This window comes from Aeromonas sp. s2, from assembly GCF_040907935.1.
Lineage (GTDB): Bacteria > Pseudomonadota > Gammaproteobacteria > Enterobacterales > Aeromonadaceae > Aeromonas > Aeromonas dhakensis.
Map to the genome: position 1 here is coordinate 216,182 of NZ_JBFOCR010000009.1, position 25,995 is coordinate 242,176.

A 25,995-nucleotide genomic window follows, 5' to 3' on the forward strand; every position below is an offset into this window, starting at 1 on the left:
AACGTTACCTTTATTGCCTGCAACAGGCCCGGGGATCAGTTCGACGCCCGAGAGGCAGTTCGACGAGAGTTCGGCGAGAGGAAGCTCGCATCACGACACACAAGTTCAGGCGAGGTATCGCAAATGGCGAAGTACCAGTTTTTCTCTATCCCGGCCTCCAACCGGCAGCAGTACACCTTTATCGACATGGCCTCCCCCACCTTTCTGATTGAGAAAGCCGCCTGCTGGCGCAGGGGTTCGAGGTGGAAGAGGATTTCATCGACGCGGCCAACCCGCGCGAGGCGGTGGAGAAGTACGGCTCCAACTTCCTCTACGTGGCCGATGAGATGGGCAGGTCGGACGCCGGTTACGCCGCGGCCGTCGCCGTGCAGGCGTTCGGCAAGACACTGCTGGGGCAGAAGCGGGGCAATTGAGTAAGTAGATGAAGCGCGGCCATCGGCAAGCTGCCGATGGCCGCAGCAATATGGTTCAACCGCAGGCGAGCTGGCGGAGCATCTCGATCAACTCCTCCTCGCTGCTGGGCTCATAAGCCAGCGTCATGCTCGGCGCCGCCCCTCCCATCAGCATGTAAACGTGCGTGCTGCAGTGGTCATAGTGATACCACTTACCGTCGATACAGACGTCGGTATAACATCTCGGGTCCCTTTCAAGTTCCATACATCCATCCTTCTGTTACCTACTACCCACATCCTTTTTCGACCGTAAAGTAACCAGAGCGTTACAAACTTGATGCAGATCAAGCCAGGTTGCCGACGCCACCATTTCTCGGTGAAAGAGCCCCGAAAGGCGCTTCTTCTGCCTCAGCGATGGTCATATGCTGCTCGTTAAGTTCTCAGTCAGCCACGCCCGCCACAATGTGAGCTGGGGCAGCGGATCCTGCGCAGCCCCTCAGGCGCCCTTCACCCCATGGCGGGGCCCGGCGACAGCCAGCGCCTGGCGCCACACGACCAGGCCCACAGAGGAGGCATAGATGAGCCACTCCCACATAGATCTGAACCTGTTTCGCATCTTCGATCGCGTCATGACCGAGAAGGGGGTATCGGCCGCGGCCGCCAGCCTGGAGATGACCCCCGCCGCCATCAGTCAGGCCATTCGCAGGCTCAGCGATCTCATCGGCGAGCCCCTGTTTCGCCGCGATGGCCGCGGGATCATCCCCACCAGCCGTGCCCTCGCCCTGCACCGGGAGATCCGCACCGCCCTGCATACCATGGAGCGCTCCCTGCTGCTCAATCAGGCGTTCGATCCCCTCACCAGCCAGCGTATCTTTCGCATCGCCAGCCACCCGGACCTCGATCTCCTGCTGTTGCCGGCGCTGCTCGCCCATCTGGCCAGGGTGGCGCCCCACTGCCGGGTGGAGTCGGTGCCCGGCATGTTTGAAGAGCACCTGCGTCAGCAGGCGCTGCGCCTTCGCAACATCGACCTGGTGCTGGCCAGCACGGCGCTGGAAGAGACCGGTTTTTGCAACGAATCCCTGCTGACCCTGGAGCTCAGGGTGGCCTGTCGCGCCAATCATCCGCGCATCGGGGAGAGCCTCGACTTCGAGACCTTCTTTGCCGAGGAGCACGTGGTCTGGGATGTGCGCCGCAAGGACGACTGGGTCATCCGCAGCCTCAGCGAGCAGGCCCTGCCTCCCCGCAAGATTGCCTACGAGAGCAACGCCCTGCTCACCGCCCTCTCCCTGGTCAGCCAGACCGAGTGGCTCTGCGTGGTCAGCCAGTGGCATGTCGCACAGGTGCGCGACACCCTGCGGCTCAAGGATTTTCCGCTGCCCTGGGCCTCCAGCCACTGCCCCGTCTACATCAGCTGGCACCAGGCGCAGGGCCGGGATCCCGCCCTCCAGTGGTTTATCCGCCAGCTGTACCTGATTGCCGCAAGCTGACCCCCTCATTTAACGGCTGCTTAACTGTCGTTTATTGCCGGCTGCCATGATTGTTGCGGCCGGCTTGACTACTCTGGTGCCGACCCCGTTGCCGTGCCCTCGGCGCAATGCCGCAACGCCCGACTAACCAATCGATGCTGACCATGTTCATGGGACATGTCGTCAGGGGGCATCTCTCGCCCAACGTTTCACTCCGGGTCTGGATAGCGCCTGCCATGGCTGGCGTCATCTCGGCTACCCGTCACTCACCCTGTTTATTACTGGGAGGCATCAGAGTCTGACTACACTTGGTCCTGCCTACCCACCACAATCTGGAGAAAGACAGATGAAGCTCAAGTTCTCGACGCACACCATTGTCACCCTATGGCTCTCCGGCTCCCTGCTGTTGCAGCCGGCCTGGGCCGTCATCAACCCCAAGCCAGCCAGCGAATTTACCATCCAGGCCAACCAGAATGTGCTGCACACCCTGCCATTCAACGACAAGCAGGATTTCGAGGACGCCCGGCGCGGCTTCATCGCCAAACCGGATACCCTCACCATCAAGGATGACAAGGGCAACGTGGTGTGGGATCTGGAGCAATACAAGACCTACATCGGCCTGGACAAGACGGCGCCGGATACCGTCAACCCGAGCCTGTGGCGCAATGCCCAGCTGAACATGGAGTACGGGCTGTTCAAGGTGACCGACAAGATTTACCAGATCCGCGGCTTCGATCTCTCCAACATCACCTTCATCCAGGGTGACAAGGGATGGATCGTCTTCGACCCGCTGATCTCGCCGCAGACCGCCAAGGCTGCCCTCGCCTTCATCAACAAGACCTTGGGCGAGCGGCCGGTCACTGCCGTGGTCTACAGCCACTCCCACGTGGATCACTACGGCGGGGCCGCCGGCCTCTTCAACTCGCCGGACGAGGTGAAAAAGAACGGGGTTCAGATCATCGCTCCCGAAGGGTTCACCGAGCATGCGGTCTCGGAAAACGTCATCGCCGGCAACGCCATGGCCCGCCGCGCCGTCTACATGTATGGCGCCCTGCTGCCGCGCAATGCCCAGGGAGGCGTGAATGGCGGCCTGGGGCAGACTACCTCCACCGGCGTGCCCTCCCTGCTGCTGCCGACCCGCTTCATCACCAAGAGTGGGGAAGAGGTCACCCTGGACGGCGTGCGGATGGTCTTCCAGATGACCCCGGGCACCGAAGCGCCGGCCGAGATGAACACCTGGTTCCCGGAGAGCAAGGCGCTCTGGATGGCCGAGAACACCACCAACACCATGCACAACATCCTCACCCTGCGCGGCGCCCAGGTACGCGATGCCCTCAAGTGGTCCAGCTACCTCAACGAGACCATCGAGACCTGGGGCGACCAGGCCCAGGTCAAGTTCCAGAGCCATCACTGGCCGCGCTGGGGCAATGCCAGCATCGTCGACTACTTCAAGAAGCAGCGGGATCTCTACAAGTACATCCACGACCAGTCGGTGCGGCTGATGAACATGGGCTACACAGGTGAGGAGATTTCAGAGAAGATTGCCCTGCCCCCCGAGCTCAACGACTTTTGGCCGAACCGCGGTTACTACGGCACCCTGCGCCACAACAGCCGGGCCGTCTATCAGCGCTACATGGGCTGGTACTCCGGCAACCCCTCCGATCTGGACAACCTGCCACCCGAGATGGTCGGCCCCAAATACGTCGAGTTCATGGGCGGTGAGCAGGCGCTGCTGAAGAAAGCCAAGGCGTCGTTCGACAAGGGGGAATATCGCTGGGTCGCGGAAGTGCTCAAGCATCTGGTGTTCGCCAACCCGAACAATCAGGAGGGCAAGCTGCTGCTGGCCGATGCGCTCGAGCAGCTGGGCTATCAGGCCGAGTCCGGCCCATGGCGCTCCGTCTATCTGCAGGGGGCCTATGAGCTGCGCAACGGCGTGCCCACTGCTGGCGGTACCGTCACCGCCTCGCCGGACACCATTCGCGCCATGAGCCCCAGCATGCTGTTCGACTATCTGGCGGTGCGGATCAATCCGGAGAAAGCGGCCGGCAAGAAGATGGTCATCAACATGGACTTCACCGACATAGGGGAGAAACACACCCTGAGTCTGGAGAACGCCGTGCTCAACCACACCACCCACTATGCCGCCAAGCCGGATGTCACTCTCACCCTGAGCAAGCAGACCCTGGACGACATCCAGCTGGGCCAGGGCACGCTGGAGCAGAAGATCGCCAGCGGCGAGATCAAGGTTCAGGGGAACCCGCAGACCTTCAGCGACTTCGTCGGCCTGCTCGACAAGTTCAACTTCTGGTTCAACATAGTGACCCCATGATGCGACGCACCCTGCGCGTGTGCATGACCCTGCTCTGCCTCATCCCTGGGATGGGGCAGACCTGCGGTTATGACGCACTCTACCCCAATCCGTTTGAACAGAGCTGGCCCGGCGCACTCGACGTTGCCATGGCGACCGCGGCAGCGGTCAATGATGAGAGGGTGGCCCGTCTGCCTAGCCTCACCGGCGAGGCGGGGTTTGCCCGCAGCAAGGCCTGGCTGCAGACCCTGAAGAGCCGCTTCCAGCAAGCCGGCGTCAGGGGCGGCGTCTCCATCCTGCTGGTCGATTCCGGGCTCTGGTCGAGGCTGCGGGGCAAGGAGTCACTGCTGCTCCAGCTCCATACTGCCGGCCCGCACCCCAAGGATCGGATGATGCTGCTAAGCGAGGCGGCCCTCGACGCCCTGCTGGCCGGCACCCTCACCATAGAGGAGGCGCTGCGGCTGGGGGTGGTTGCCATGCCGGGCGAGGAGGACCGGCAGTTGCAGCACGACTTGCACCTGGCTCTGGGCTCATGACCGCCCAGACATGAAAAAAGGGAGGCATCTGCCTCCCTTTTCTTTGCTGCCATCGGGACAACGAACCAGCGCGGGCGCTTATTCGTCTTCCAGGTAGGCGTAGCCTTGCAGACCCAGCTCCAGCTCTTCGAGCAGGGCCTTGCGAGCTGCGTCGTCCAGCGCCGGGTGGGAGACGATCCGCTGATAGTTCTCGCGAATGACGGACGGGTCGATGTTGACGTAACGCAGCAGCTGGTCGACGGTGTCGCCGCGCACCACGTTGCGAATGTCCATCTTGCCTTCCTCGTCCAGCCACACTTCCGCGCAGTGGGTGTCACCGAACAGGTTGTGCAGATCGCCGAGGATCTCCTGATAGGCACCCACCAGGAAGAAGCCGACGTGGCACTCTTCGTTCTCGCCATACACCGGCATCGGCAGGGTGCTTTCCACACCCAGACCGTCGACGTAGTGCTCGACCTGACCGTCGGAGTCACAGGTGATGTCCATCAGGATGCCACGGCGGGTGAGCGGACGCTCGAGGCCGGCCAGCGGCATCACCGGGAACACCTGACCGATACCCCAGGCATCCGGCAGGGACTGGAACAGGGAGAAGTTGGCAAAGCACTTGTCAGCCAGTTTCTCGGAGAGCTCGTCAGCCAGCGCGCGGTGGTTGCGGTTGACCGGATTGAGCATCTCTTTGAGCGCCAGACAGGTGTTCTGGTGCAGCATCTCGGCCCAGGCGCGTTGCTCGAGGTTGAGCAGACCCATGGTGTACTGGGTATTGACGTCACCGAGGTCAGCCACCGAGTCGTGGAAGATCTCCAGCAGGGAGGGATCTTCGCCGCGCAGGTCCAGCCAGCCTTTCCACATGTTCTGCAGAATGGTGGGCGCATCTTCGTCCGGCGCGCTGATGTCGTTCATCTCCACCCCTTCGGCACCAATGATGTTGGTGACCAGCACGGCGTGGTGAGCGGTCAGGGCACGGCCGGACTCGCTGATGATGGTCGGGTGCGGCAGGTCGAACTCGCGGCAGACATCGCCGATGCCCCACACCACGTTGTTGGCGTACTCGGAGAGGCTGTAGTTGGCGGAGCAGTGGCTCTGGGAACGGGTTCCCTCGTAGTCCACGCCCAGGCCGCCACCCACGTCAACCACTTCGATGTTGGCACCGAGGCGACGCAGTTCGGCGTAGAAACGGCCGCACTCGCGGATACCGCCCTGGATGTCGCGGATGTTGGCGATCTGGGAACCCAGGTGGAAGTGCAGCAGCTGCAGGCAGTCCAGCTTGCCCAGGCCACGCAGACGCTCGATCAGCGCCAGGATCTGGGAGGCGGACAGACCGAATTTGGACATGGAGCCGCCGCTCGATTCCCACATGCCGGAGCCGGTGGAAGCGAGCTTGGCACGCACCCCGATGTTGGGCTTGATGTTGAGGCGAGCTGACTCGTCCAGCACCATTTCCAGCTCGGAGGGCTTCTCCACCACGATGTAGACCTTGTGGCCCATCAGGTTGCCGAGGAGGGCATGGCGGATATATTCGCGGTCTTTGTAACCGTTGCAGACGATCACCGAGCCTTGCTCATGGTGATGGGACAGCACGGCCAGCAGTTCCGGTTTGGAACCAGCTTCCAGGCCAAGCCGGGGCTTGTCGCTGTAGGACTGGCTGATGGTCTCGATGACGCGACGCTGCTGGTTTACCTTGATCGGGTAAACGCACAGGTAGTCCCCTTCATAGCCTGACTTCTCGATGGCCTGACCGAAGGCGTTGAACAGCGCATCGACCCGGCTCTTGAGGATGTCGGGGAAACGCAGCAGTACCGGAGTGGTCAGCCCGGATTGACGCAGTTGTTCGATGGCATCGGAGAGCACGATCTGTGCGTCAGGGCGTGACTTGTCGGGAGCGACGGTCACATGACCGGCGTCATTGATGTTGAAAAAACCCGCACCCCAGTAGGGAACGTTGTAGACCTTCAAGGAGTCCTTGCTGGACCAGTTAGTCATGGGCTATGCCTCGCAAATGAGCGGCCGGTGGCCGCCTTCGTTACCCTCAATCACATCCAGACCATCGATGAGCAGGTGTGGCGCGCCGAAGCGGCCTGCGGGCGAGCAAGGCAAGACGTCCGGCACCGGGCGCTGACGCCGCGGGTTGACCTGAACGTTCACCTGTCGCCACCTCCCTGATTCATCGCGGCAAGCCTAGGCTGCCTGGTGGATCTTGGGGAAGTAACGAGTCTTGATGTGGGGCTGGTGGCTTTACATCAAGCTCAACGGTATGCGGTGCTGCAATCAGCGCCGCGGTACTTTGATGACAAACGACATCAGCCACGTCGTTCGTTCATCATTCGGCAGCCGTCACGACAGCAGGGGAGGGTTTCAAGGAAGAGATGCGAAGGCGTCAGCACGCAAGCGTGTTGATAGACGACAACAACCACAGCCAGCTCACCGCCAGTGACCGCCCATGACAAGGGAAGATGATGAGCCGATGGCTCACTCGGTCAGCCGGAAAATGAGAGTCCGTTGTTCTCCCTGATACCGGAGCCTAACCGGTATTAAAGAAACCATACCCTAGCAGTGTCTGTCGTTTCTGCGTGCCTCGCCCTATAGGCGTATGATCCTGCGGGAGTCTGGCGGCCTCTGCCTGCTCAGGGTTGCCCTTGGATCGGCGCGGAGTGTACACACTTACCGCCAGCGGTGACAATAAAAAATAGTGTTCAAAAACAGCTTTTCATAAGGCGATCAAATCTTGCTGCCAGCGGGCCTGGCAAGCGGGGGGAGAAGTCCCGCCACGCGCCCTTTTTCACCCTGAAAATAACCCCGTCTGGCCCGTCCTCGCCCCTCCCCCGCCACCAAGGGCATTGACGGAAAACCGAGTCCCATCACAAGCCGCTTAAAAATGCGCTTGATGGACCATTTTATGCTGTCATTGATATCAACAACCACAGCCTGAACCACCTTACACCTTTCCAACCCGATCTTCGCCAAAAAATGTGGCAAAAACTGCGCTGACGCAAAAAGCCCCGCCGCCAGATTGGCCACAATGACCCTCCACCACAGGTTTGAGGCTTGCCAATGGATACCTTGCTTGAGCGTTTTCTGCGTTACGTGACTTTTCATACCCGCTCCGATGCGACCAATCCCGTCTGTCCCAGCAGCGAGGGACAGCTGGTCTTCGCCCGCGCCCTCTGTGACGAAATGACGCAGATGGGGCTGAGCCGGGTCACCCTGGACGAGCACGGCTACCTCACCGCCTGCCTGCCGGGCAACCAGCCGGACGCGCCGGCCATCGGCCTCATCGCCCACATGGATACCGCCGACTACGAGGCCGAGCAGGTGGTGCCCCAGATCATCGAAAACTATCAGGGTGGGGACATCTGCCTGGGCAAGGGTGACGAGGTGCTGGCCATTCGCGACTACCGTTTCCTGAAAAACTACCTGGGCCAGGATCTCATCACCACCGACGGCACCACCCTGCTGGGGGCCGATGACAAGGCGGGCATCGCCGAGATCCTCACCGCCATCGACCACCTGCTGGCCCACCCCGAGATCCCCCGCGGTGATGTCTGGGTCGGCTTTACCCCGGACGAGGAGATAGGCCGCGGTGCCGACCGCTTCCCGCTGGACCGCTTCCCGGCCCGCTGGGCCTACACGGTGGACGGCGGCGAGCTCGGTGAGCTCGAGTACGAGAACTTCAACGCCGCCAGTGCCACCGTGCGCTTTATCGGCAACAACGTGCACCCCGGCACCGCCAAGGGCAGCATGATCAACAGCCAGACCCTGGCCGCCCGCTTCCACGCCGCCATGCCAACCGAGCAGACCCCGGAGTGCACCGACGGCTATCAGGGCTTCTTCCACCTGGCCCAGATGAACGGCACAGTGGAGGAGTGCACCCTGCACTACATCATTCGTGACTTCGACGACGAGGGTTTTGCCGCCCGCAAGGCCCAGCTCAAGGAGCGGGTCGCCTCGTTGCAGCTGGAGGCCCCCAAAGCGCGCATCGAGCTCACCCTGACCGACAGCTATCGCAACATGCGCAGCCAGATCGAGCCGCACATGCACATAGTCCAGCTGGCCAAGGCCGCCATGCTGGCCTCCGACGTGGCGCCAAAGATAAAACCCATTCGCGGCGGTACCGACGGCGCCCGGCTCTCCTTCATGGGGCTGCCTTGTCCCAACCTCTTTACCGGTGGCCACAACTTCCACGGCAAGCACGAATTCATCCCGCTGCAATCCATGGAAAAAGCGGTCGCCACCCTGGTGGAGCTGGTGCGCCTGACTTCGTCCTGGCGCGACTAAACCGGCCATCGTCACCGCCATGATCAAAGCATGACCAAAGAGGGGAGCCGGTTAACCGGCTCCCCTCTTTGCCATCAAACTGTCATCCCGCTGCCATGGGGCGGGAACAAAAGGGCGTCATGCTAGGGCAACGACTCATCGGAGCCCAGCCCATGTTCAGTGTCGATGCCCTGTTACAACAACACCTGCCCCGCCTGTCGGCCAACGACCTGCTACGCCCCCTGCTTCGACAAGGGCTGCGCTGGCTGCTGCACGAGCAGGCGTTTCAACGCTTCGCCGCATGCCACCCCCATCTGCGCGGACTCGACTTCGTCGAGCAGGCACTCACCGAGCTCGACTTCGACTACCGGGTGAGCGAGGCCCAGCTCGAACACATTCCGGCCAGCGGCCGGGTCATCATAGTCGCCAACCACCCCATAGGGTCTCTCGACGGGCTGGCGCTGCTGCGCCTGCTCGGCCGCATCCGGCCGGACGTCAAGATAGTGGCCAACCAGTTGCTGTCCCAGCTGACGCCGCTGCGCCCCCTGCTGCTGCCGGTGGACAACCTGGGGGGCAAGACGGACAGGCGCGCCATCCTGGCGATGGGGGAACACCTGGCGGGAGAAGGGGCGCTGGTGATCTTTCCCGCCGGCGAGGTGTCGCGCCTCGGCCCCAAGGGGGTCAAGGACGGCCCCTGGCAATCAGGCTTCATCAAGCTGGCCCAGCGCACCCGCACCCCGCTGGTGCCGATCCATCTGGACGGGCGCAATGGGCTCTCCTTCTATCTCGCCGCCTGGCTCAACAACGACTGGGCCGGGCTGTTGCTGGTCAAGCAGCTGTTTCGCCAGCAGGGCAAGCGCATCGCCATCACCATAGGTGCCCGCATTCCGGTGAGCGGGGTGCAGGAGCTGCCCGCCAAGAGCGCGGCCCGGCTGGTGCGCAGCCACCTCTACCGAGTCGGGCGTGGCAAGCGGGGCTTGCTGGCCACCGAAGCCCCTATCGCCCTGCCGGAGGAGCGCCGTCAGCTCAAGCAGGCCATCGAATCCTGCGAGGCCCTCGGCCACACCCCGGACGGTCAGGGGATCTATCTCTACCGACGCCACGAGCTGAGTCACTCGGTGATCCTGCGCGAGCTGGGGCGCCTGCGGGAGATCGCCTTTCGGGCGGTGGGGGAAGGTTCCGGCAGACGGCGGGATCTCGACACCTTCGACGATGACTATCACCACCTCATTCTCTGGGATCCGGCCCGGCTCGAGATCATCGGCGCCTACCGTTTCGCGCCGGTGGCCGAGCTGCTGGCCAGCAAGGGGCTCGACGGCCTCTACAGCCACACCCTGTTTGGCTTTGAAGAGAAGCTACTGCCCAGGCTGGAACTTGCCATCGAGCTTGGCCGCAGCTTCATCCAGCCTGCCTACTGGGGCAAGCGGGGGCTCGATTACCTCTGGTTTGGCATCGGCGCCTATCTGGCCCGCTATCCCCGCTATCGCTACCTGTTTGGCCCGGTGTCGCTCTCCGGCAGCCTGCCGGTAGCGGCCAAGGATCTGCTGGTGAGCTTCTATCGCCAGCACTTTGCCCCCGAACTGGCGCTTGCCCCCTCCCGCCGCCCCTACCCGGCCACACCGCTCCTGTTTGCCGGGCTGGATTACGGCGCCGATCTCAAGGAGCTCAAGGCCCGCCTCGACAATCTGGGCTGCGCCATTCCCACCCTCTACAAGCAGTACTCCGAGCTGTGCGAGCCGGGCGGCGTGCAGTTCATGGATTTCGGTATCGACCCCGGCTTCAACCACTGCATCGACGGCCTGGTGTGGGTGGATGTGAGCCGCCTCAAGCCCCACAAGCGGGCCCGCTATATCGGCCTCCCCGCCGAAGATAAGCCGGGCACAGCTGCCGACCGTTGAGCGGACGCCACAACGAGAGAGGGAGGCCTGCGCCTCCCTCTCTTTGTCATTGATGATGTGGCCTACTCGGCGGCCGGCTTGCGATCGGCATGGCCCAGGTCACGATCGGGGGCAATGACATCACGCACCCGCTGCTTGATCTCCTTGGCCTCGGGGAAGCCGTCGTCGGTCACCCGATCCCACACCAGCACCCCGTCCACCAGGATGCGAAACTCCCCCTTGCTGGCCGGCACCAGCGCCACCTCCCCCAGCTCGCTGTCGAAGGTGGAGAGCAGCTCCTGGGCCAGCCAAGCGGCGCGCAGCATCCAGCGGCAGAGGGTGCAGTAACGGATCTCGATGCGGGGTTTGGGGGTGGGCAAGGTCGTCTCGCTCATGTGGTCACTCCATCAATGGCGGCAAGAAAAAAGAGGCTCACTGGGTGACCCCGTGGAAGTCGGCCAGCCAGTGGCGGGCAATGGTGCGCATGGTCGACTGCGGCAGGTCGAACAGGCCGGGGGCCAGCGGCTGCAACGCCAGCTGACGCACCCCTTCGATGATCTCCGCCAACACCAGATAGACATATTCGCCGATGACGGCGCCGTGGACGAAGTTGACCGCCTCGCCCCGGTTGAGCAGGAAGATGGTGCTGCCGTCCGGGCGGGTCAGCGCCAGCACGTGGGGGCACACCTCTTCGCTCGGCCAGGGCAGCTGGGAGAGACAGAACGCAAACTCGTCGTCCGCCGAGGTGACCGAGGCGACCATGGTGCCGGGGCGCAACCGCTGCAGATCCGCCAGGTCCAGCGCGCCGTTGCCGGTGGAGCAGATCACCAGCTCGGCCCGGCTGAGGGCCTCGGCCTTGCCCACCAGCTTGAAGCCGTGGGAGAGCGCCTCCACCTGGCGCAACACGTCGGTCTCCACCAGCTCCAGATGCAGGTTGCGGCACCTGAGCTCGCGGGCGATGCTGCGCCCCACCTTGCCGTAGCCGAACAGGGCGGCCTGGCAGACATTGAAGGTGCGGTTGAGGGTGCGGGCCAGGGATTCGGCGGAGTAGACCACGCTCAGGCCGATCTGGATATCCTCGGCCTGCTTGAGAGGGCTGCGCGCCACCGAGATGACAGGGGTGGACAGCACCTCCTGCTCGTAGCGCTGATGGCCGTTCTCGGTCATCTCCACCACCCCGAGGAAACGGGGGCCGAAATACTCGCTGAGGGTGGCCTGGGTTCTGGCGAAATAGCCGCCGATATCGAGAATGATCAGCCGTTCATGGGGCGCCACCAGCGGGGCTATGTGCTCGATCACCCCCTGCGGGGTATTGGTCCACTGGCGGTTGAGGGGCAGCACCGGATAGTGCTGTTGGGCCCAGGTCAGGGTCGGTCCGTGAACTGACTTGGGTTTGGGCAGGATGGCGCCGATCCGCCCGATCTGATCGAGGGCCTGAATAAACTGGGGGCGATCGGGAAGCAGATGGGTAACCAGCAGGATGCAGAGACCGTCGAGACGTCCCTGCTCGGTGAAATGGCGAAAAAACAGATGCTCAGATCCTTGACTGCGCAACTGTGGCCTCCTTAGCGCGCCGCAAACAAGCAGGCAAACAGAACCCGGTCAGACCGGGTTCTGTGTGTGTCCAGATAATTGAAAATCCTTTTTATCTGAAACCACTATGGGGCTCAATCTTTATCTGTACAGACTATGACGAAGTCGGCAACTTTTGGGTTAATTGCCTGTTTTTTATGCTAAAAATCAGTAAAGAGAGGCCTCTGGCCACACCTTCCACAGACTCAGACCTGCCCCGACGCCCGCCAGCAGGATCAGCAGGGCCCAGCGCTTGAACCAGAGTTTGTTGCGCAGTGCCCACTCCAGCAGCGGCAGCAGCCAGACCGGCAGCAAGACCAGCAGCGGCACTTCCACGTATTGCCAGGCGAGCATCTGCATAAAGGCCAGCGCCAACCCGAGCGCCGCAGGCGCCACCTGGCTGCCGGCAAAGGCCCCGAGCAGAGCACGGAAACCGGCGAAGGCCGCCAGCGCACCGGCCAGCTGGGCAATCAGCAGGCTGCCGTCGATGCCGATCACCAGTGCCAGCCAGATGAAGCCGAGGGCAAAGCCGAGCCCCTCGCGGCTGTCACCGCGCAGTCCGGTCCATCCCAGCCAGCCAATGGCAGGCAGCAACGCCAGCCAGATGGCGGGCTCGCTTGCCAGCACCGAGGCCAGCCCCTGCCACCACACCAGTGCCCCGAGCGCGGCAAACAGCACAAGCGCGGCCCGCTGGTCGGCCAGCTGCGCCGCCAGGGCAGGCACCAACAGGGTGAGTGGCAGCCATTGCCACGCTTTGACCGGCAGCCCGTAGGCACCGCCCAGCAGGCAGCCCACCAGCCAGAGCGCCAGGGCGCCCCACAGGTATCCCAGCCGCGGCCAGCGCCACGACAGCAAAGCGGCCCCCAAAGGAGCCGCCAGGGTTTGAAACAGGAGTGCCGCGCCCATTACTTGCGCACACCTTCGACAAACAGTGCGATGGTCATCTCGTCCGGAATGTTCGGCACCATGTAGTTCACGCCAAAGTCGCTGCGCTTGATGGTGGTGGTGGCGTTGAAGCCGCTGCGGTAGCCACCCCAGGGATCCTTGCCTTCACCGATGTGGACCAGATCGAAGGCCACTTCCTTGGACACGCCGTGCAGGGTCAGGGTGCCTTTCAGCACGCCCTTATCCTTGGTGCCCTCGTAGCCGGAGCTGACGAAAGTCATCTTGGGATACTGCTTCACGTCCAGGAAATCGGGGCTGCGCAGGTGTTTGTCGCGTGGCTCGTGGTTGGAGTCCACGCTGGCGGCATCGATCTCGAAGCTCGCCTTGGCCGCTGCCGGGTTGGCATCGTCCATGCTGAAGGTGCCGCTGAAGGTGTTGAAACGACCCACCAGCTCGGAGAAGCCGAGGTGTCCCACCTTGAATTGCACCGTGGTATGCGCTGCATCCACATCGTAATCGGCTGCCATCAGGGGCGCCGCCATAAACAGGCAGGAGGCCAGCAGGGCCTTGGTCATCTTCATCCGTTCGTTCCTTCATATTGGGGGTTCACAACAACAGCCAAGATGCTAACCTCCATACCGGACATAGATAATCAGCGATTTATTAAAATAATTATCAACTGAGAGTGAAAGATGGACCAGATTGCCGCCATGCGCACCTTCATCAAGGTGGTGGAGTGTCAGAGTTTTACCAAGGCCGCCAACCAGCTCGGCATCTCGGTCGCCATGACCTCCAAACTGATGCAGCAGCTGGAGGAGTCCCTCTCCACCCGGCTGCTGTCGCGCACCACCCGTCAGGTCAACCCCACCGAGGCGGGCCAGTTCTACTACCAGCGCTCCCAGGCGCTGCTGGCGGAGCTCGAAGAGACCCACAGCCAGCTGACCCGCAACAACCAGCAGCCCCAGGGCACCCTCAAGCTGTCGGTGCCGATGGATTTCGGCTACCTGCACTTCTCCCCCGCCCTGCCGCTGTTTCGCGAACGCTACCCGGATCTGAAGCTGGAGATAGAGTACAGCGACCGGCGGGTGGCACTGGTGGAAGAGGGGTTCGATCTGGCGCTGCGCATCGGCAACCTGCCGGACTCCTCCCTGGTGGCCAAACCGCTGGCCATGATGCGGCTGGAGGTGTGCGCCAGCCCGGGCTACCTGGCCCGTCGGGGCACGCCGAGCAGCCCGGAGGATCTCAAGCAGCACGACTGCCTGCTCTATACCCTGACCCAGCCGGACTGGGTGTTCAAACGGGATGGCGAGCAGCTGAGCGTGCGCCCGCAGGGGCCGCTGCGGGCCAACAACGGGGTGGCCCTGACCCGGGCGGCCTGCGACGATCAGGGCATCATCTTGCAGCCCACCTTCATCGTCGGCGATGCGCTACGCTCCGGCGCCCTGGTGTCACTGCTGCCGGAGTGGGAGAAAGGGCAGGTGGGGCTCTATGCCCTCTATCCGCACCGCCGTTTCGTCTCGGCCAAGGTGCGCTGTTTCATCGAGTTCGTGCAGGAGCGCTATCTCGCCCCCCACTACTGGGATCGCAAGGCTTAACACCTTTGCAGCGGTGACGGGATGGCTATGAGGCGGCGGTATCGGCAGGCAGCGGCAACTCGGCCACCAGCAGCACGTCGCGCAGGTTCAGCTGCCAGCGTGGCAGGCGCTGGCGCAGGGTCGCCAGCTGCTCATCGCCGAGGGCATAGGGCAGACTGATGTGCAGGCAGTGGCAATCGAGCATGCCGGCCAGTTGCAGAGTCAGGATGAGGTTGGCCTCGTCGGTCTTGTGCTTGTTGATGCGTTTGGCCAGCTCGTGGCGAAAGTGGGTCTCCGGATCCTGGGTCATCGCCTGCCAGCCGTAGCCAAACAGCGGAATGAAGGCGCTGACGATGCCAAGGGCGGTGAGCGGCTGCTTGGGCGGGTGATAGAGGGCGTTGAGATCCAGCTCGATGGGCGTTAGATGCAGCTCACGATTGCCGGACAAAATATTATTACTCATTGGATAACCCTCTTGATTCCACTAGACTTCGCCGCATATTTGACCTGACATGCCAACGAGGTGCTGATGCTAAGCGATATCGAGATCTCCCGCCAGTCCCCCCGTCTCTCCATTCACGCGCTGGCCGAACGCCTCGCCATCCCTTCGCACCAGCTGAGCCCATACGGCCACTACAAGGGCAAACTCAGCCTCGACCTGCTCAAGTCGCTCCCCAAACCGACGGGCAAGCTGGTGCTGGTGAGCGCCATCACCCCCACCCCGCTTGGCGAGGGCAAGACGGTGACCACGCTAGGTCTCTCCATGGGGCTCAACCACATCGGCCAGCCCAGCATCGCCACCATCCGCCAGCCGAGCCTCGGGCCTGTGTTCGGGGTCAAGGGGGGCGCCGCTGGCGGTGGCCACGCCCAGGTGGTACCGATGGAGGAGATGAACCTGCACCTCACCGGTGACTTTCACGCCCTCACCGCCGCCCACAATCTGGCGGCGGCGGCCCTCGATGCCCGCCTGTTCCATGAGCGCAAACTCGGTGACCAGTTCAGCGCCAGAACCGGCCTGCCTCGGCTCGATATCGATGCAGACAACATCCTCTGGCCGCGCACCCTCGACATGAACGACCGCGCCCTGCGCCACCTCACCATCGGCCAGGGGGGCGCCGCCGACGGCGTCGAGCGCAGCGATCGCTTCGTCATCACCGCTGCCTCCGAGCTGATGGCCATTCTGGCGCTGGCGAGCGATCTGAACGATCTGCGTGCGCGCATCGGCCGCATCCAGCTGGCCCGCGACCTGCACGGCAAACACATCACCGCCGAGCAGCTGGAAGTGGCGGGCGCCATGACGGTGCTGCTCAAGGAGGCCCTGCAGCCGACCCTGATGCAGACCACGGAGCAGACCCCGGTGCTGGTGCACGCCGGCCCCTTTGCCAACATCGCCCACGGCAACTCCTCGGTGATCGCCGATCGCATGGCCCTCGGCCTCACCGACTACGTGGTGACCGAGGCGGGCTTTGGCTCCGACATGGGGCTGGAGAAGTTCTTCAACATCAAGAGCCGCCAATCCGGCCTGACCCCGGCCTGCGTGGTGCTGGTAGCGACGGTGCGCGGCCTCAAGGCCAACAGCGGCCTGCTCGACATCCGTCCGGGCCAGCCGCTGCCCCAAAGCCTGCTGGGCGAGGATCTGCCGACCCTGGCGCAAGGTTGTGCAAACCTAGGCTGGCACATCGCCAATGCCCGCCGCTACGGCATACCCGTGGTGGTCGCCATCAACCGCTTCCCCACCGACAGCGAGGCGGAGCTGACCTTGCTGGCCCGCGAGGCGATGCAAGCCGGCGCCTCTGGCTGCGCCATCTCCCACGCCTTTACCCAGGGCGGGGCCGGTGCCGACGAGCTGGCCCGGGCGGTGGTGGCCGCCTGTGAGCAACCGGGCCAGGCCAAGCTGCTCTACCCCGACGAGGCGAGCCTGGACGCCAAGCTGGCGACCCTGGTGGAGTGCGGCTATGGCGGGCGTGGCGTGCAGCTCTCTGAGCGCGCGCGCCGCCAGCTGGCGCAACTCTCTGCCGAGGGGTGGGGCCACCTGCCGGTCTGCGTGGCCAAGACGCCGCTCTCCATCAGCCATGACCCGGCCCTCAAGGGGGTACCGACCGACTTCGAGGTGCCCATCGAGGAGGTGAAACTCTGCGCCGGCGCCGGCTTCGTCTATGCCCTGGCGGGCCCCATCATGACCATGCCGGGCCTTGGCAGCCTGCCGGCCTACCGCCATATCGATATCGACGAGAACGGCGAAATAGTCGGACTAAGCTGATGGTTGATGGTGAGTGGCAGCTGCAGGCCAAGCCACCGCCTCGACAGCCTTCCACCGGTTACCGTCATATCGATATCGACGAGCACGGCGATATCGTCGGCCTGAGCTGAATGGCCGGATAAAGGGTCTGGCGCCGGCCGATGACGCTGCGCTAATCGACCCTGCGCTCAAAAAGCCTGCCAGAAACAACAAGGCCCCGTCACTGGACGGGGCCTTTTGCTATCTGCCAAACGCTCTTAGAGGGTAAAACGCTGGGTCATATGGTGCAGCGTATTGGCCAGCTTGCTCAGCTCGACACAGGCCTGGGCGGTCTGCTGGGCCCCCAGGGCGTTCTCGTCGGCCGCATTGTGGATGTTGACGATGCTGCGATTGAGCTCCTCGGTCACCGCATTCTGCTCCTCGGTGGCGGTGGCGATCAGGGTGTTCATGTCGGTGATCTGGGTGACGGCACCGTTGATGGTGTCGATGCTGTTGCCCGCCTCCCGCGCCAGCCCCACGCTCTCCTGCATCTGCTGGCGGCTCAGCTGCATGGCGCTGCCCGCCTCGGCGGTGCGCTCCTGCAACACTTCGATCATCTTGCTGATCTCGGCGGTGGAGTTCTGGGTGCGCTGGGCGAGGGAGCGCACCTCGTCGGCTACGACCGCAAAGCCGCGCCCCTGTTCACCGGCGCGCGCCGCCTCGATGGCCGCGTTGAGGGCCAGCAGGTTGGTCTGCTCGGCAATGCCGCGAATGACATCAAGCACCATGCTGATGTTGGTGCTGTCCTGCTCCAGCTGCTGCACCACGGCGCCCGCCTGCTCAATCTTGACCGACACCTCCTCGATGCTGCTGATGGCGCTGCGCACCACCTGGTTGCCCTGGGTCGAGGTGCGCGAGGCATCCTTGGCCGCGCTCATGGCGTCCGTGGTGTTGCGGGCTACCTCGTTGACGGTGGACTGCATCTCGTTCATGGCGGTGGCAACCTGGGAGACCTCGCTCTGCTGACGGGCCATGCCGGTAGCGGACTGCTCGGAGATGGCACTCACCTCCTCCACCGCGCTGCTGAGCTGGCTCACGGAGCCGGCGATCTCACTCACCAGATCAGCAAGCGAACCCTGCATGCGGTCGATGGCGGCGCCGAGCTGACCCAGCTCGTCACGCTTGAAGCGATTGCCGCGGATCCACTCCTGCAACTCGCTCTTGCCCAGATCACCGCTCGCGATGCGCTGGGCCTGGCGGGCCAGCATCACCAGCGGATCGCGGATCTGGCGGGTCAGCACGGTGGAGAGCGCCCCCGCCAGCACCAGACCCAGTACCAGCGCCACTATGATGCTCAGCTTGGCACTGTCAAATGCAGCCACCACCTGGGCACGGGAGCCCACTGAGTAGCCATGGTTGATGCGGATCAGATCCCCCACCGACTTGGCCAGGTTGGTGTAGAGGGTGATCCCCTCGCTCATGAACAGCTGCTGGGCTTCGGCCAGCTGGCCGCCATCCTGCATCTGCCGGATGCGCTGGTGCAGGGCCACGTACTTGTCCCAGTCCTGCTTGACGATGTCGAAGGTGCGCCGCTCTTCCACGTCCTCCGCCCAGATGGTGGCATCGTGCGCCTTGACCTGCCGGGCGACCTCTTGCAGGGTCTGCTCGCCAAGGTCGCGATAGTGGGCTTTCTGCTGCGGGTCGGCCGCCACCAGAAACACATCCAGTTCATAGCGGCGCAGGGTATTGATGGTCTCGCCCAGGGTGCTGGTGCGCACCACGGCGGGCAAAATGCTGTCGGTAAAGCCGATGGCGGCCCGGTTCATGTTGCCAAACTGCAGCAGCGAGAAGCCGCCGATAAAGGCCATCATCAGGCCGAGCATGGCAAAACCCGCGGTGAGTTTCTTGCCGATGGTCATGGTACTGGTATTCATGGCATGTCCTGGATATGAGTGAACAGATAACGCTCGTCTGAACCGTACGCATACGGCCCGCTGTCACCGCCTCCATGGCGGCTCATCCAGCCTTGATGAATATATGTCCTTGCATGAACGAGGCGACATTTTTTACAAGATGCCCGGCCGAGCACAGGTCTCTTATCGACAGACCCACCCGGCCAAGGGAGCAGCTAAAGCCTGGCACCTTGAAGACTTGAACGTACTCCCGAAAGATGCGCACAAGCCATAACGGGATATATCGACCGGGGGTGTCCATCCCTTGAGGAAAATTGTCGGTGCGACCATCCGGCAACCAGCGGGCCGTCAAGGGTAGTGAAAAAGGAGGGGAAAGCGAGGAGACATGCCGCAGTGGCGACACATCTCCTGGCAGATCAGCCTTTCAGACCGGCCAGAAACTCGGCACGAGTATCGGGCTGGGTCTTGAAGACGCCACCCAGGGAGGTGGTGGTGGTGTAGGAGGTGGAATCCATCACGCCACGGGCCTTCACGCAGAAGTGGGTCGCCTTGATGCTGATGGCCACGTCCTTGGTGCCGAGCAGGGTCTGCAGCGCCAGCAGGATCTGCTGGGTCAGGCGCTCCTGCACCTGGGGACGGCGGGCAAAGAACTGCACGATGCGGTTGATCTTGGAGAGCCCGATCACCTTGCCGCGGGGGATATAGGCCACGTGGGCCAGCCCGTCGATGGTGACGAAGTGGTGCTCGCAGGTGCTGGTGAGGCTGATGTCCCGCACCATGATCATCTCGTCCACCTTCATCTTGTTCTCGATCACCGTCACCTTGGGGAAGGTGGCGTAATCGAGGCCGGAGAAGATTTCGTTCACGTACATCTTGGCGATGCGGTGCGGTGTCTCTGCCAGACTGTCATCGGCCAGATCCAGCCCCAGCGTCTCCATGATGGCGCGCATGTGGCCCTCGATCTTCTCCCGCTTCTGTTGGCCGTCCAGGGTATTGGCCACCAGAGGTGTTTCGAGGCCCTCGGCCTCGAGGGCGGCCCTGACCAACAGGGCTTCCCGACTTAAGCTCGTCATCTTGTTCCTCTCCCACGCTCAGGGACTGTGATGGCCGCCTCGCTATGACGGCACTCGGTTGTGGCGCAATAGTAGACGGCGATTATTGTCATAATTCAAGCTAACTCAAGCCCGTTCCCTGACTTTATGCCAATCTGGCGGCTTTTACTTCGCCGGCGCTACCCATACGGGGGGAGGCGCGCAGCCCGGTCGCTGCCTATCTGTACAGCCAAACGGTTTTATCCTGCTGCAACCTGCCCATCGGCATGGATTTTTGGGATAATCCGTCCTTCACACCCCCTCCATCACACAATGAGGTCATGACATGGGATTTGATACCAGCGGACTACTCCCCCTGAGCGACGCCCTGCAGGGCATGCTGGCACAGCTTGACGGCTGTTGCGACAGCGAACAGTTGCCCCTGCCGCAGGCCCTTGGCCGGGTACTCGCCGCAGATATCGCCTCCCCCCTCAGCGTGCCCCCGTTCGACAACTCCGCCATGGATGGTTATGCGGTGCGGCTGGCCGATCTCGCCAGCGGCGCCCCCCTCATCATGGCGGGCAAGGCCTTTGCCGGTCAGCCCTACCAGGGCGAGTGGCCCGCCGGCCACTGCGTGCGCATCATGACCGGCGCCCCGGTGCCGGCCGGGACGGATGCGGTGGTGATGCAGGAAGAAACCCAGGCGGACGGCGACAGGATCACCTTTCTGACCACCCCGGTGCCCGGCCAGAACATTCGCAGCCGCGGCGAAGACATCCGCGAGGGCGCCAGCGTGCTCGCTGCCGGTACTCGTCTCACCGCCCGGGAGATGCCGCTGCTGGCCTCCCTCGGCATTGCCACTGTGTCGGTGCGTCGGCCGCTCAAAGTGGCCATCTTCAGTACCGGTGACGAACTCAAACCGGTCGGTACCCCCCTTGCCCACGGCGACATCTACGACTCCAACCGCTACGGCGTGCGGGCCATGCTGGATCGCATGGGCTGCGATTGCCTCGACCTTGGCATCATCCCGGACGATCCGGCCCAATTGCGCGCAGCCTTCCTGAAAGCCGACCGCGAGGCCGACGCCCTCATCACCACCGGCGGCGTCTCGGTGGGGGAAGCGGACTTCACCAAACAGTTGCTGGAGGAGCTTGGCGAAATCGGCTTCTGGAAGCTGGCCATCAAGCCGGGCAAGCCGTTTGCCTTCGGTCGCCTGCCCCAGGCCTGGTTCTTCGGCCTGCCGGGCAACCCGGTCTCCGCCATGGTCACCTTCGATCAGCTGGTGCAACCTGCGCTGGCCAAGCTGACGGGCCAACGCTTCGAGCGCCCGCTCCAGCTGCAAGCCATTGCCGCTGAGCCGCTCAAGAAGGCGCCGGGCCGGCTCGACTTCCAGCGCGGCATCCTGACTCAGGGGCCAAACGGCCTGGAGGTGCGCAGCACCGGCTCGCAGGACTCCGCCGTGTTCAGCTCCCTGTCGCGGGCCAACTGCTACATCGTCCTTGAGCGCGAGCGGGGTCGTGTCGCAGCAGGCGAGACGGTCACCGTCGAACCGTTCGGGGGATTGCTGCTGTGAGCGAGATCCTGAGCGACGCCGAGCTCTTGCGCTACAACCGCCAGATCATCCTCAAATCCTTCGATTTCGAGGGGCAGGAGGCGCTCAAGCAGGCTCATGTGCTGGTGATCGGCGCCGGCGGCCTCGGCTGCGCCGCCAGCCAGTATCTGGCGGTGGCCGGGGTCGGCCGGCTCACCCTGGTCGATTTCGACAAGGTGGAGCTCTCCAACCTGCAACGCCAGGTGCTGCACAACGATGAGCGCATCGGCCACCACAAAGTAAACTCTGCCGCCCACTCCCTGCGCGCCCTCAATCCCTGGCTTGAGGTGGAGACCCACGCCGCCGTGGCCGACGAGGCGCTGCTCGATGCTCTGTTGCCCCACCACCAGCTGGTATTGGATTGCACCGACAACCTGGCCATTCGCAACCTGCTCAACCAAAAGGCCCGCCAGCACGGCGTGCCGCTGGTCAGCGGCGCCGCCATCCGGCTGGAGGGACAAGTCTGCAGCTTCACCTGGCAGGAGGGGGAACCCTGCTACGCCTGCCTCAGCGCCCTGTTCGGCGAGCAGGCGCTCACCTGCGTCGAAGCGGGGGTGCTGGCACCTGTGGTGGGACTGGTGGGCAGCCTGCAGGCGCTCGAAGCCATCAAACTCTTGGCAGGGATGGGCCGCAGTTACAGCGGCCGCCTGCTGATGATCGACGGCCTTGGCGGCACCTTTCGCGAGATGAAGCTGCCCAAGCGCCCCGACTGCCCGGTCTGCTCGCACGGGTGAACCATCCCAGCGAGCCTTTGCGCCAACAAAAAAGCCGACCCCTGGGTCGGCTTTTTTTATCTGCCACTGTTCTCCATTACTTCATCAATGGGTAGAGAGGATCCGCTGCAACAGATGATTGAAGCCGGAGGGATCTTCCGCCGGCCAGGCGTGATGGCCGTTGGGGGTGTGGATGGTGGCGTTGGGCAGGGAGGCGAACTGTTCCACCCGTTTGGCCAGCGGCAGATAGTCGTGACTGGTGGAGATGATGGCCACCGGCTGCCAGATGTTGCCAAGCCGGGCGCGCACCGACCAGCCTGGCAGCGCCTCCAGCAGCGCCTTGTAGGTTTTCTTCTTGTTGCGCACGAAACGCAGCCGGAAGGTGTGACGCATCTGGGCAAGGTCGGGGCCGGGAAAGAGCTCGCGGCCGAGCCACCAGGCCAGCGGCCGCAGGCCGAACCAGCGCAGCCACTTGAGCCGCTGGGCAAAGCGCTCCTGCTCTTTTGGCGTCTCCAGCAGAAATTCGCTGCAGCCGTTGACCAGTACCAGCCCCTGCACCTTGTGTGGCAGCTGCAACGCCAGCTCCAGCGCCACCATGGCCCCCAAAGAGAGCCCCACCACCCAGGCGGGCTCAGGCTGTTCGTCGAGCCAGTTCACCACGTCCGCCGCCAGGGTCGCCACGTCGAACGGCCCCTCCTGCATGCTCTGGCCGTGGCCGCGCAGATCCAGCGCCACCACCCGATAGTGTTCGGAAAAGCGTTCGATCTGCGCCTGCCAGTCGAGGCTGGAGGAGCCCAGCCCGTGCAGCAGCAACAGCAAGGGGCCCTCCCCTGCACTGCGCAGGGCAAGACCGTTGGATTTCATCACCTGATTGCGGCGCATCAGTTCATTGCCTCTCGACTCATCCGCTGAACCATCCTGATTTTCTGCCTCTTCTGCAATCCGCTCAACCCTCGCTGACCAGGCTCACCGCCTTGATGTAGGCGTAGATCTGCTGGTTCGGGGCGAGCGCCAGCCGTCTGGCGGAGCGGCTGGTGATCCGGGCCAGCAGTATCTGCTGACCCAGCGCCAACTGCAACAGGGTCTGGCCGGGGCGCACCTCGCGTTCGGCCAGCAATCGGGTGGTGAGGCAGTTGGAGAGGCTGGAGTGCTCGATGGGGGCGGTGGCGATCACCACGTCCCGCCCGGCCACCTTGATCTGCAAGGGGCCGCCGTCGTCCGGCACCTGGGTCATGGTGACTCGTAACTGCTGCTCGCCGAGCTGCAGGGTCGCCATCTGCTCCTCTTCATCGTAGTGAGAGAGGCTCGCCGCCAGCATCACCCCGGCGTCGTCGCGACTGGCGAGCGAGAGATCGGTGCGGGCGAAGATCTCGCTCGGCCGACCTTGCGCCTCCACCCGGCCATCCGCCAGCAGCACCAGCTGATCGCAAAGCAGGCTCACCTCCTCCATGGCATGGCTGACGAAGATCATCGGAATGCCGCTCTCCTGCTGCAAGCCCTTGAGCACGTGGGCCTGATGAATGCGGCTACGCCTGTCCAGCGCCGAAAAGGGCTCATCGAGCAGCAACAGATCAGGCTCGGCCAACAGGGCCCGGGCCAGTGCCACCCGCTGGCGCTGGCCCCCGGAGAGGCCGTGGGCCGGCTGGGGCAGCAGTTCGGCAAAGCCGAGCCGCTTTGCCAGCGCCTCGGGTTGCCAACGCCCTCGCCCCTTGCGGGCCGCCAGTTGCAGGTTGCCGAGCACGCTCAGATGAGGGAAGAGGCGTGAATCCTGAAACACCAGGCCGATGCGGCGCGCCTCGGGCAGCAGATCGCTCAGCGCCCTGCCCTGCCAGTTCAACGTGTCACTCGGCGCCCTGTCCAGCCCGGCGATGATGCGCAGCAGGCTGCTCTTACCGCAACCTGAGGGGCCGAACAGACCGAGGATCCCCCCAAGCTCCAGGGCCAGTTCACAATCGAGGCTAAAGGCGCCGAACGCCCGCCTCGCCTTGAGTTGCAGCGGTTTCACCTTGCCGGTGTCGCTCATCCGAACAGCCTCCGTTGCCGGCGCTGCAGCACCCCGTACACCAGCACCAGCATCGCCAGCGAGAAGCCCATCAGGCCCCCTGCCAGCAGGTGGGCGTTTTGATAGTCCATCGTCTCCACGTGATCAAACAGGGCGATGGAGAGCACCTGGGTTTCGCCCGGGATGTTGCCGCCAATCATCAGCACCACCCCGAACTCCCCCAGGGTGTGGGCAAAGCCGAGCGCGGCCGCCATCACGAAGCTGGGCAGCGTCATCGGCAAGATGATGTGAAAGAAGCGCTCCAGCGGGCCGAGCCCCAGGGTGGCGGCGGCCTCCAGCTCCTTGTTGCCCATGTTGACGAAGGCGGAGGTGAGCGGCTGCACCACGAAGGGGAGCGAGTAGAGGATGGAGGCGAGCAGCAGACCGGTAAAGCTGAAGGCGAGCGGCGCCCCGAAGGTGTCACGCCACCAGGCGCCCAGGCCATAGGAAGGAGAGAAGGCCAGCAGCAGATAGAAGCCGAGTACCGTCGGCGGCAGCACTAGCGGCAGGGCCACCAGGGCCTCCACCACGGGTCTGAGCCTGTGCTGGCTGCGCGACAGCCACCAGGCCAACGGCGGCGAGAGCAGCAACAGGATGGCGGTAGTGCTGGCTGCCAGCCTCAGGGTGAGCCAGACCGCCAGCAGATCCCCTTCACTCATCGGACGCGCTCCCAACGCCAGATCCAGCACCAGACACATCGATTGAGCCGCATTTCCAGATGAATTCAGGCAACGGCATGGTGTGCATCCTTATCGCAAGAGTGGGCCGACCCGAGGGCCGGCCACTCATCAGGCAGGTGTGTTGTTGCGCCATCACTGGGGCAGCGCATAACCCGCCGCCTTGATCTCTGCCTGACCCGGCCCCTTGAGCCAGGCCACCAGCGCCTCGACCGCCTCCCCTTTCTTCAATACCAGCCCCTGCTGTTCAATGGGCGGATAGAAGTCGGCCGGCACGGCCCAGGCTTCACCGGTCTTGCCCGCTTCCACCAGGTTGGCCCAGGCGACGAAGCCCAGCTCGGCGTTGCCGGTGTCGACGAACTGCCAGGTCTGGCCGATGTTGGTGCCGGTCAGCAGGCGGTACTGCTTGGGATCGATCTTGAGATGATCGAGAGTCGCCATGGCGGCGGTGCCGTAGGGCGCGGTCTTCGGGTTGGCGATGGCGAGGTTGCCCTTCCAGCCGCGCAGGGTTGCCTCGTCAGGAGCAGGCCCCCCCTTCTGCCACAGACCCAGCTGGCCGATGGCGTAGGTGAAACGTTCGCTGCCCTTGCCCTCCTGCTCCAGCTTCTGCGGGGTTTTCACATCGGCGGAGAGGAAGAGATCGAACGGGGCGCCGTGGCTGATCTGGGTGTAGAGCACCCCGGTCGCTGCGGAGGAGATGGCCAGGGTGTGGCCGGTCTTGGCGGTGAACGCCTTGCCGATACGCTCTATGGTGCCCTTGAAGTTGGCGGCCACAGCCACCTTGACCTCGTCGGCCTGCACGGCACCTGCCTGCAGCGCACTGGCGCAGACCCCGGCGATGACAACGGATAACAGCGGTTTCATTCCTTTACCTCCTGAGTGGGGCCGCTTCTATCGCTCCCCAGCCAAGGGGGCGGCCCCGAAAACAGGGGCCGCGGCTCCCGATGAGC

At 63.6% G+C, this 25,995-nt stretch carries 23 protein-coding genes and 1 pseudogene; 10 read left to right on the forward strand and 14 right to left on the reverse strand.

From position 1 onward, the window contains the following. Positions 1-123 precede the first annotated feature (123 nt). Positions 124-413: pseudogene (locus AB5Y81_RS05935) on the forward strand (hypothetical protein). Between the two features lie 55 nt (positions 414-468). Here the strand turns inward: AB5Y81_RS05935 and AB5Y81_RS05940 are convergent. Beyond that, positions 469-657, reverse strand: a complete 189-nt coding sequence (locus tag AB5Y81_RS05940; RefSeq protein WP_010634417.1) for a hypothetical protein — start codon at positions 655-657, stop codon at positions 469-471. A gap of 313 nt (positions 658-970) precedes the next feature. Between AB5Y81_RS05940 and AB5Y81_RS05945 the strand changes: the two genes are divergently transcribed. From AB5Y81_RS05945 to AB5Y81_RS05955, 3 genes are all read left to right on the forward strand, one after another. Then, on the forward strand, positions 971-1,879 hold the full coding sequence (locus tag AB5Y81_RS05945) for a LysR substrate-binding domain-containing protein (protein WP_279484563.1): 909 nt from the start codon (positions 971-973) through the stop codon (positions 1,877-1,879). 325 nt (positions 1,880-2,204) lie between these two features. Next, complete coding sequence (locus AB5Y81_RS05950) at positions 2,205-4,187, forward strand: alkyl/aryl-sulfatase (protein WP_279484564.1); 1,983 nt, start codon at positions 2,205-2,207, stop codon at positions 4,185-4,187. Further along, on the forward strand, positions 4,184-4,702 hold the full coding sequence (locus AB5Y81_RS05955) for a hypothetical protein (RefSeq protein WP_162852034.1): 519 nt from the start codon (positions 4,184-4,186) through the stop codon (positions 4,700-4,702). Before AB5Y81_RS05950 ends, AB5Y81_RS05955 begins: the two co-directional genes overlap by 4 nt. A 78-nt stretch (positions 4,703-4,780) precedes the next feature. Here AB5Y81_RS05955 and speA read toward each other — a convergent pair whose 3' ends face one another. Both speA and AB5Y81_RS05965 read right to left on the reverse strand, forming a co-directional pair. Continuing rightward, positions 4,781-6,682, reverse strand: coding sequence for a biosynthetic arginine decarboxylase (speA, locus tag AB5Y81_RS05960; RefSeq protein WP_005299427.1), 1,902 nt, complete (start codon positions 6,680-6,682; stop codon positions 4,781-4,783). A gap of 735 nt (positions 6,683-7,417) precedes the next feature. Then, positions 7,418-7,795 (reverse strand): hypothetical protein, encoded by a 378-nt coding sequence (locus tag AB5Y81_RS05965; RefSeq protein WP_279484565.1) that lies wholly within the window; start codon positions 7,793-7,795, stop codon positions 7,418-7,420. Here AB5Y81_RS05965 and pepT point away from each other — a divergent pair. Both pepT and AB5Y81_RS05975 read left to right on the forward strand, forming a co-directional pair. Next, positions 7,751-8,974, forward strand: coding sequence for a peptidase T (gene pepT / locus AB5Y81_RS05970; protein ID WP_279484566.1), 1,224 nt, complete (start codon positions 7,751-7,753; stop codon positions 8,972-8,974). The two genes, AB5Y81_RS05965 and pepT, sit on opposite strands and share 45 nt — an antisense overlap. A 152-nt stretch (positions 8,975-9,126) precedes the next feature. Continuing rightward, positions 9,127-10,851 carry a lysophospholipid acyltransferase family protein gene (locus AB5Y81_RS05975; protein WP_279485549.1) on the forward strand — a complete coding sequence of 575 codons (1,725 nt, stop codon included), beginning with the start codon at positions 9,127-9,129 and terminating at the stop codon, positions 10,849-10,851. A gap of 62 nt (positions 10,852-10,913) precedes the next feature. Here the strand turns inward: AB5Y81_RS05975 and AB5Y81_RS05980 are convergent, their stop codons facing one another. The 4 genes from AB5Y81_RS05980 to AB5Y81_RS05995 form a co-directional block, all read right to left on the reverse strand. Next, positions 10,914-11,225 carry a SelT/SelW/SelH family protein gene (locus AB5Y81_RS05980; RefSeq protein WP_279484567.1) on the reverse strand — a complete coding sequence of 104 codons (312 nt, stop codon included), beginning with the start codon at positions 11,223-11,225 and terminating at the stop codon, positions 10,914-10,916. A 37-nt stretch (positions 11,226-11,262) separates the two neighbouring features. Next, positions 11,263-12,384, reverse strand: a complete 1,122-nt coding sequence (locus AB5Y81_RS05985) for an adenosylhomocysteinase (protein WP_005299415.1) — start codon at positions 12,382-12,384, stop codon at positions 11,263-11,265. A 186-nt stretch (positions 12,385-12,570) separates the two neighbouring features. Next, a complete protein-coding gene (locus tag AB5Y81_RS05990) occupies positions 12,571-13,308 on the reverse strand; it encodes a hypothetical protein (RefSeq protein WP_279484568.1) in 738 nt (245 codons plus the stop codon). Next, positions 13,308-13,868, reverse strand: coding sequence for a YceI family protein (locus AB5Y81_RS05995; RefSeq protein WP_010634427.1), 561 nt, complete (start codon positions 13,866-13,868; stop codon positions 13,308-13,310). Before AB5Y81_RS05995 ends, AB5Y81_RS05990 begins: the two co-directional genes overlap by 1 nt. A gap of 111 nt (positions 13,869-13,979) precedes the next feature. Between AB5Y81_RS05995 and AB5Y81_RS06000 the strand changes: the two genes are divergently transcribed. Then, positions 13,980-14,882 (forward strand): LysR family transcriptional regulator, encoded by a 903-nt coding sequence (locus AB5Y81_RS06000; protein WP_139753799.1) that lies wholly within the window; start codon positions 13,980-13,982, stop codon positions 14,880-14,882. 25 nt (positions 14,883-14,907) lie between these two features. Here the strand turns inward: AB5Y81_RS06000 and AB5Y81_RS06005 are convergent, their stop codons facing one another. After that, positions 14,908-15,324, reverse strand: coding sequence for a hypothetical protein (locus AB5Y81_RS06005; protein WP_279484569.1), 417 nt, complete (start codon positions 15,322-15,324; stop codon positions 14,908-14,910). A 66-nt stretch (positions 15,325-15,390) separates the two neighbouring features. Between AB5Y81_RS06005 and AB5Y81_RS06010 the strand changes: the two genes are divergently transcribed. Beyond that, entirely contained in the window at positions 15,391-17,121 is a 1,731-nt protein-coding gene (locus AB5Y81_RS06010) for a formate--tetrahydrofolate ligase (RefSeq protein WP_279484570.1), read from the forward strand. Positions 17,122-17,357: 236 nt separating this feature from the next. Here AB5Y81_RS06010 and AB5Y81_RS06015 read toward each other — a convergent pair whose 3' ends face one another. After that, entirely contained in the window at positions 17,358-19,013 is a 1,656-nt protein-coding gene (locus tag AB5Y81_RS06015; RefSeq protein ID WP_010634431.1) for a methyl-accepting chemotaxis protein, read from the reverse strand. A 395-nt stretch (positions 19,014-19,408) separates the two neighbouring features. After that, positions 19,409-20,065 carry a GTP cyclohydrolase I FolE gene (folE, locus tag AB5Y81_RS06020; RefSeq protein WP_005299391.1) on the reverse strand — a complete coding sequence of 219 codons (657 nt, stop codon included), beginning with the start codon at positions 20,063-20,065 and terminating at the stop codon, positions 19,409-19,411. Positions 20,066-20,369: 304 nt separating this feature from the next. On the opposite strand from folE, the gene moeA reads away from it, so the two are divergent. Both moeA and moeB read left to right on the forward strand, forming a co-directional pair. Next, positions 20,370-21,596 carry a molybdopterin molybdotransferase MoeA gene (gene moeA / locus AB5Y81_RS06025; RefSeq protein WP_279484571.1) on the forward strand — a complete coding sequence of 409 codons (1,227 nt, stop codon included), beginning with the start codon at positions 20,370-20,372 and terminating at the stop codon, positions 21,594-21,596. Beyond that, on the forward strand, positions 21,593-22,348 hold the full coding sequence (moeB, locus tag AB5Y81_RS06030) for a molybdopterin-synthase adenylyltransferase MoeB (protein ID WP_099358469.1): 756 nt from the start codon (positions 21,593-21,595) through the stop codon (positions 22,346-22,348). Before moeA ends, moeB begins: the two co-directional genes overlap by 4 nt. A gap of 84 nt (positions 22,349-22,432) precedes the next feature. Here moeB and AB5Y81_RS06035 read toward each other — a convergent pair whose 3' ends face one another. From AB5Y81_RS06035 to modA, 4 genes are all read right to left on the reverse strand, one after another. Continuing rightward, positions 22,433-23,209, reverse strand: a complete 777-nt coding sequence (locus tag AB5Y81_RS06035) for an alpha/beta fold hydrolase (RefSeq protein ID WP_279484572.1) — start codon at positions 23,207-23,209, stop codon at positions 22,433-22,435. Positions 23,210-23,273: 64 nt separating this feature from the next. Next, positions 23,274-24,350 (reverse strand): molybdenum ABC transporter ATP-binding protein, encoded by a 1,077-nt coding sequence (gene modC, locus AB5Y81_RS06040; protein WP_206865480.1) that lies wholly within the window; start codon positions 24,348-24,350, stop codon positions 23,274-23,276. Then, a complete protein-coding gene (gene modB / locus AB5Y81_RS06045) occupies positions 24,347-25,027 on the reverse strand; it encodes a molybdate ABC transporter permease subunit (RefSeq protein WP_206865483.1) in 681 nt (226 codons plus the stop codon). The genes modC and modB overlap by 4 nt, the downstream gene beginning before the upstream one ends. Positions 25,028-25,180: 153 nt before the next feature. Beyond that, positions 25,181-25,909, reverse strand: coding sequence for a molybdate ABC transporter substrate-binding protein (modA, locus tag AB5Y81_RS06050; RefSeq protein ID WP_211051055.1), 729 nt, complete (start codon positions 25,907-25,909; stop codon positions 25,181-25,183). Between the last annotated feature and the right edge of the window lie 86 nt (positions 25,910-25,995).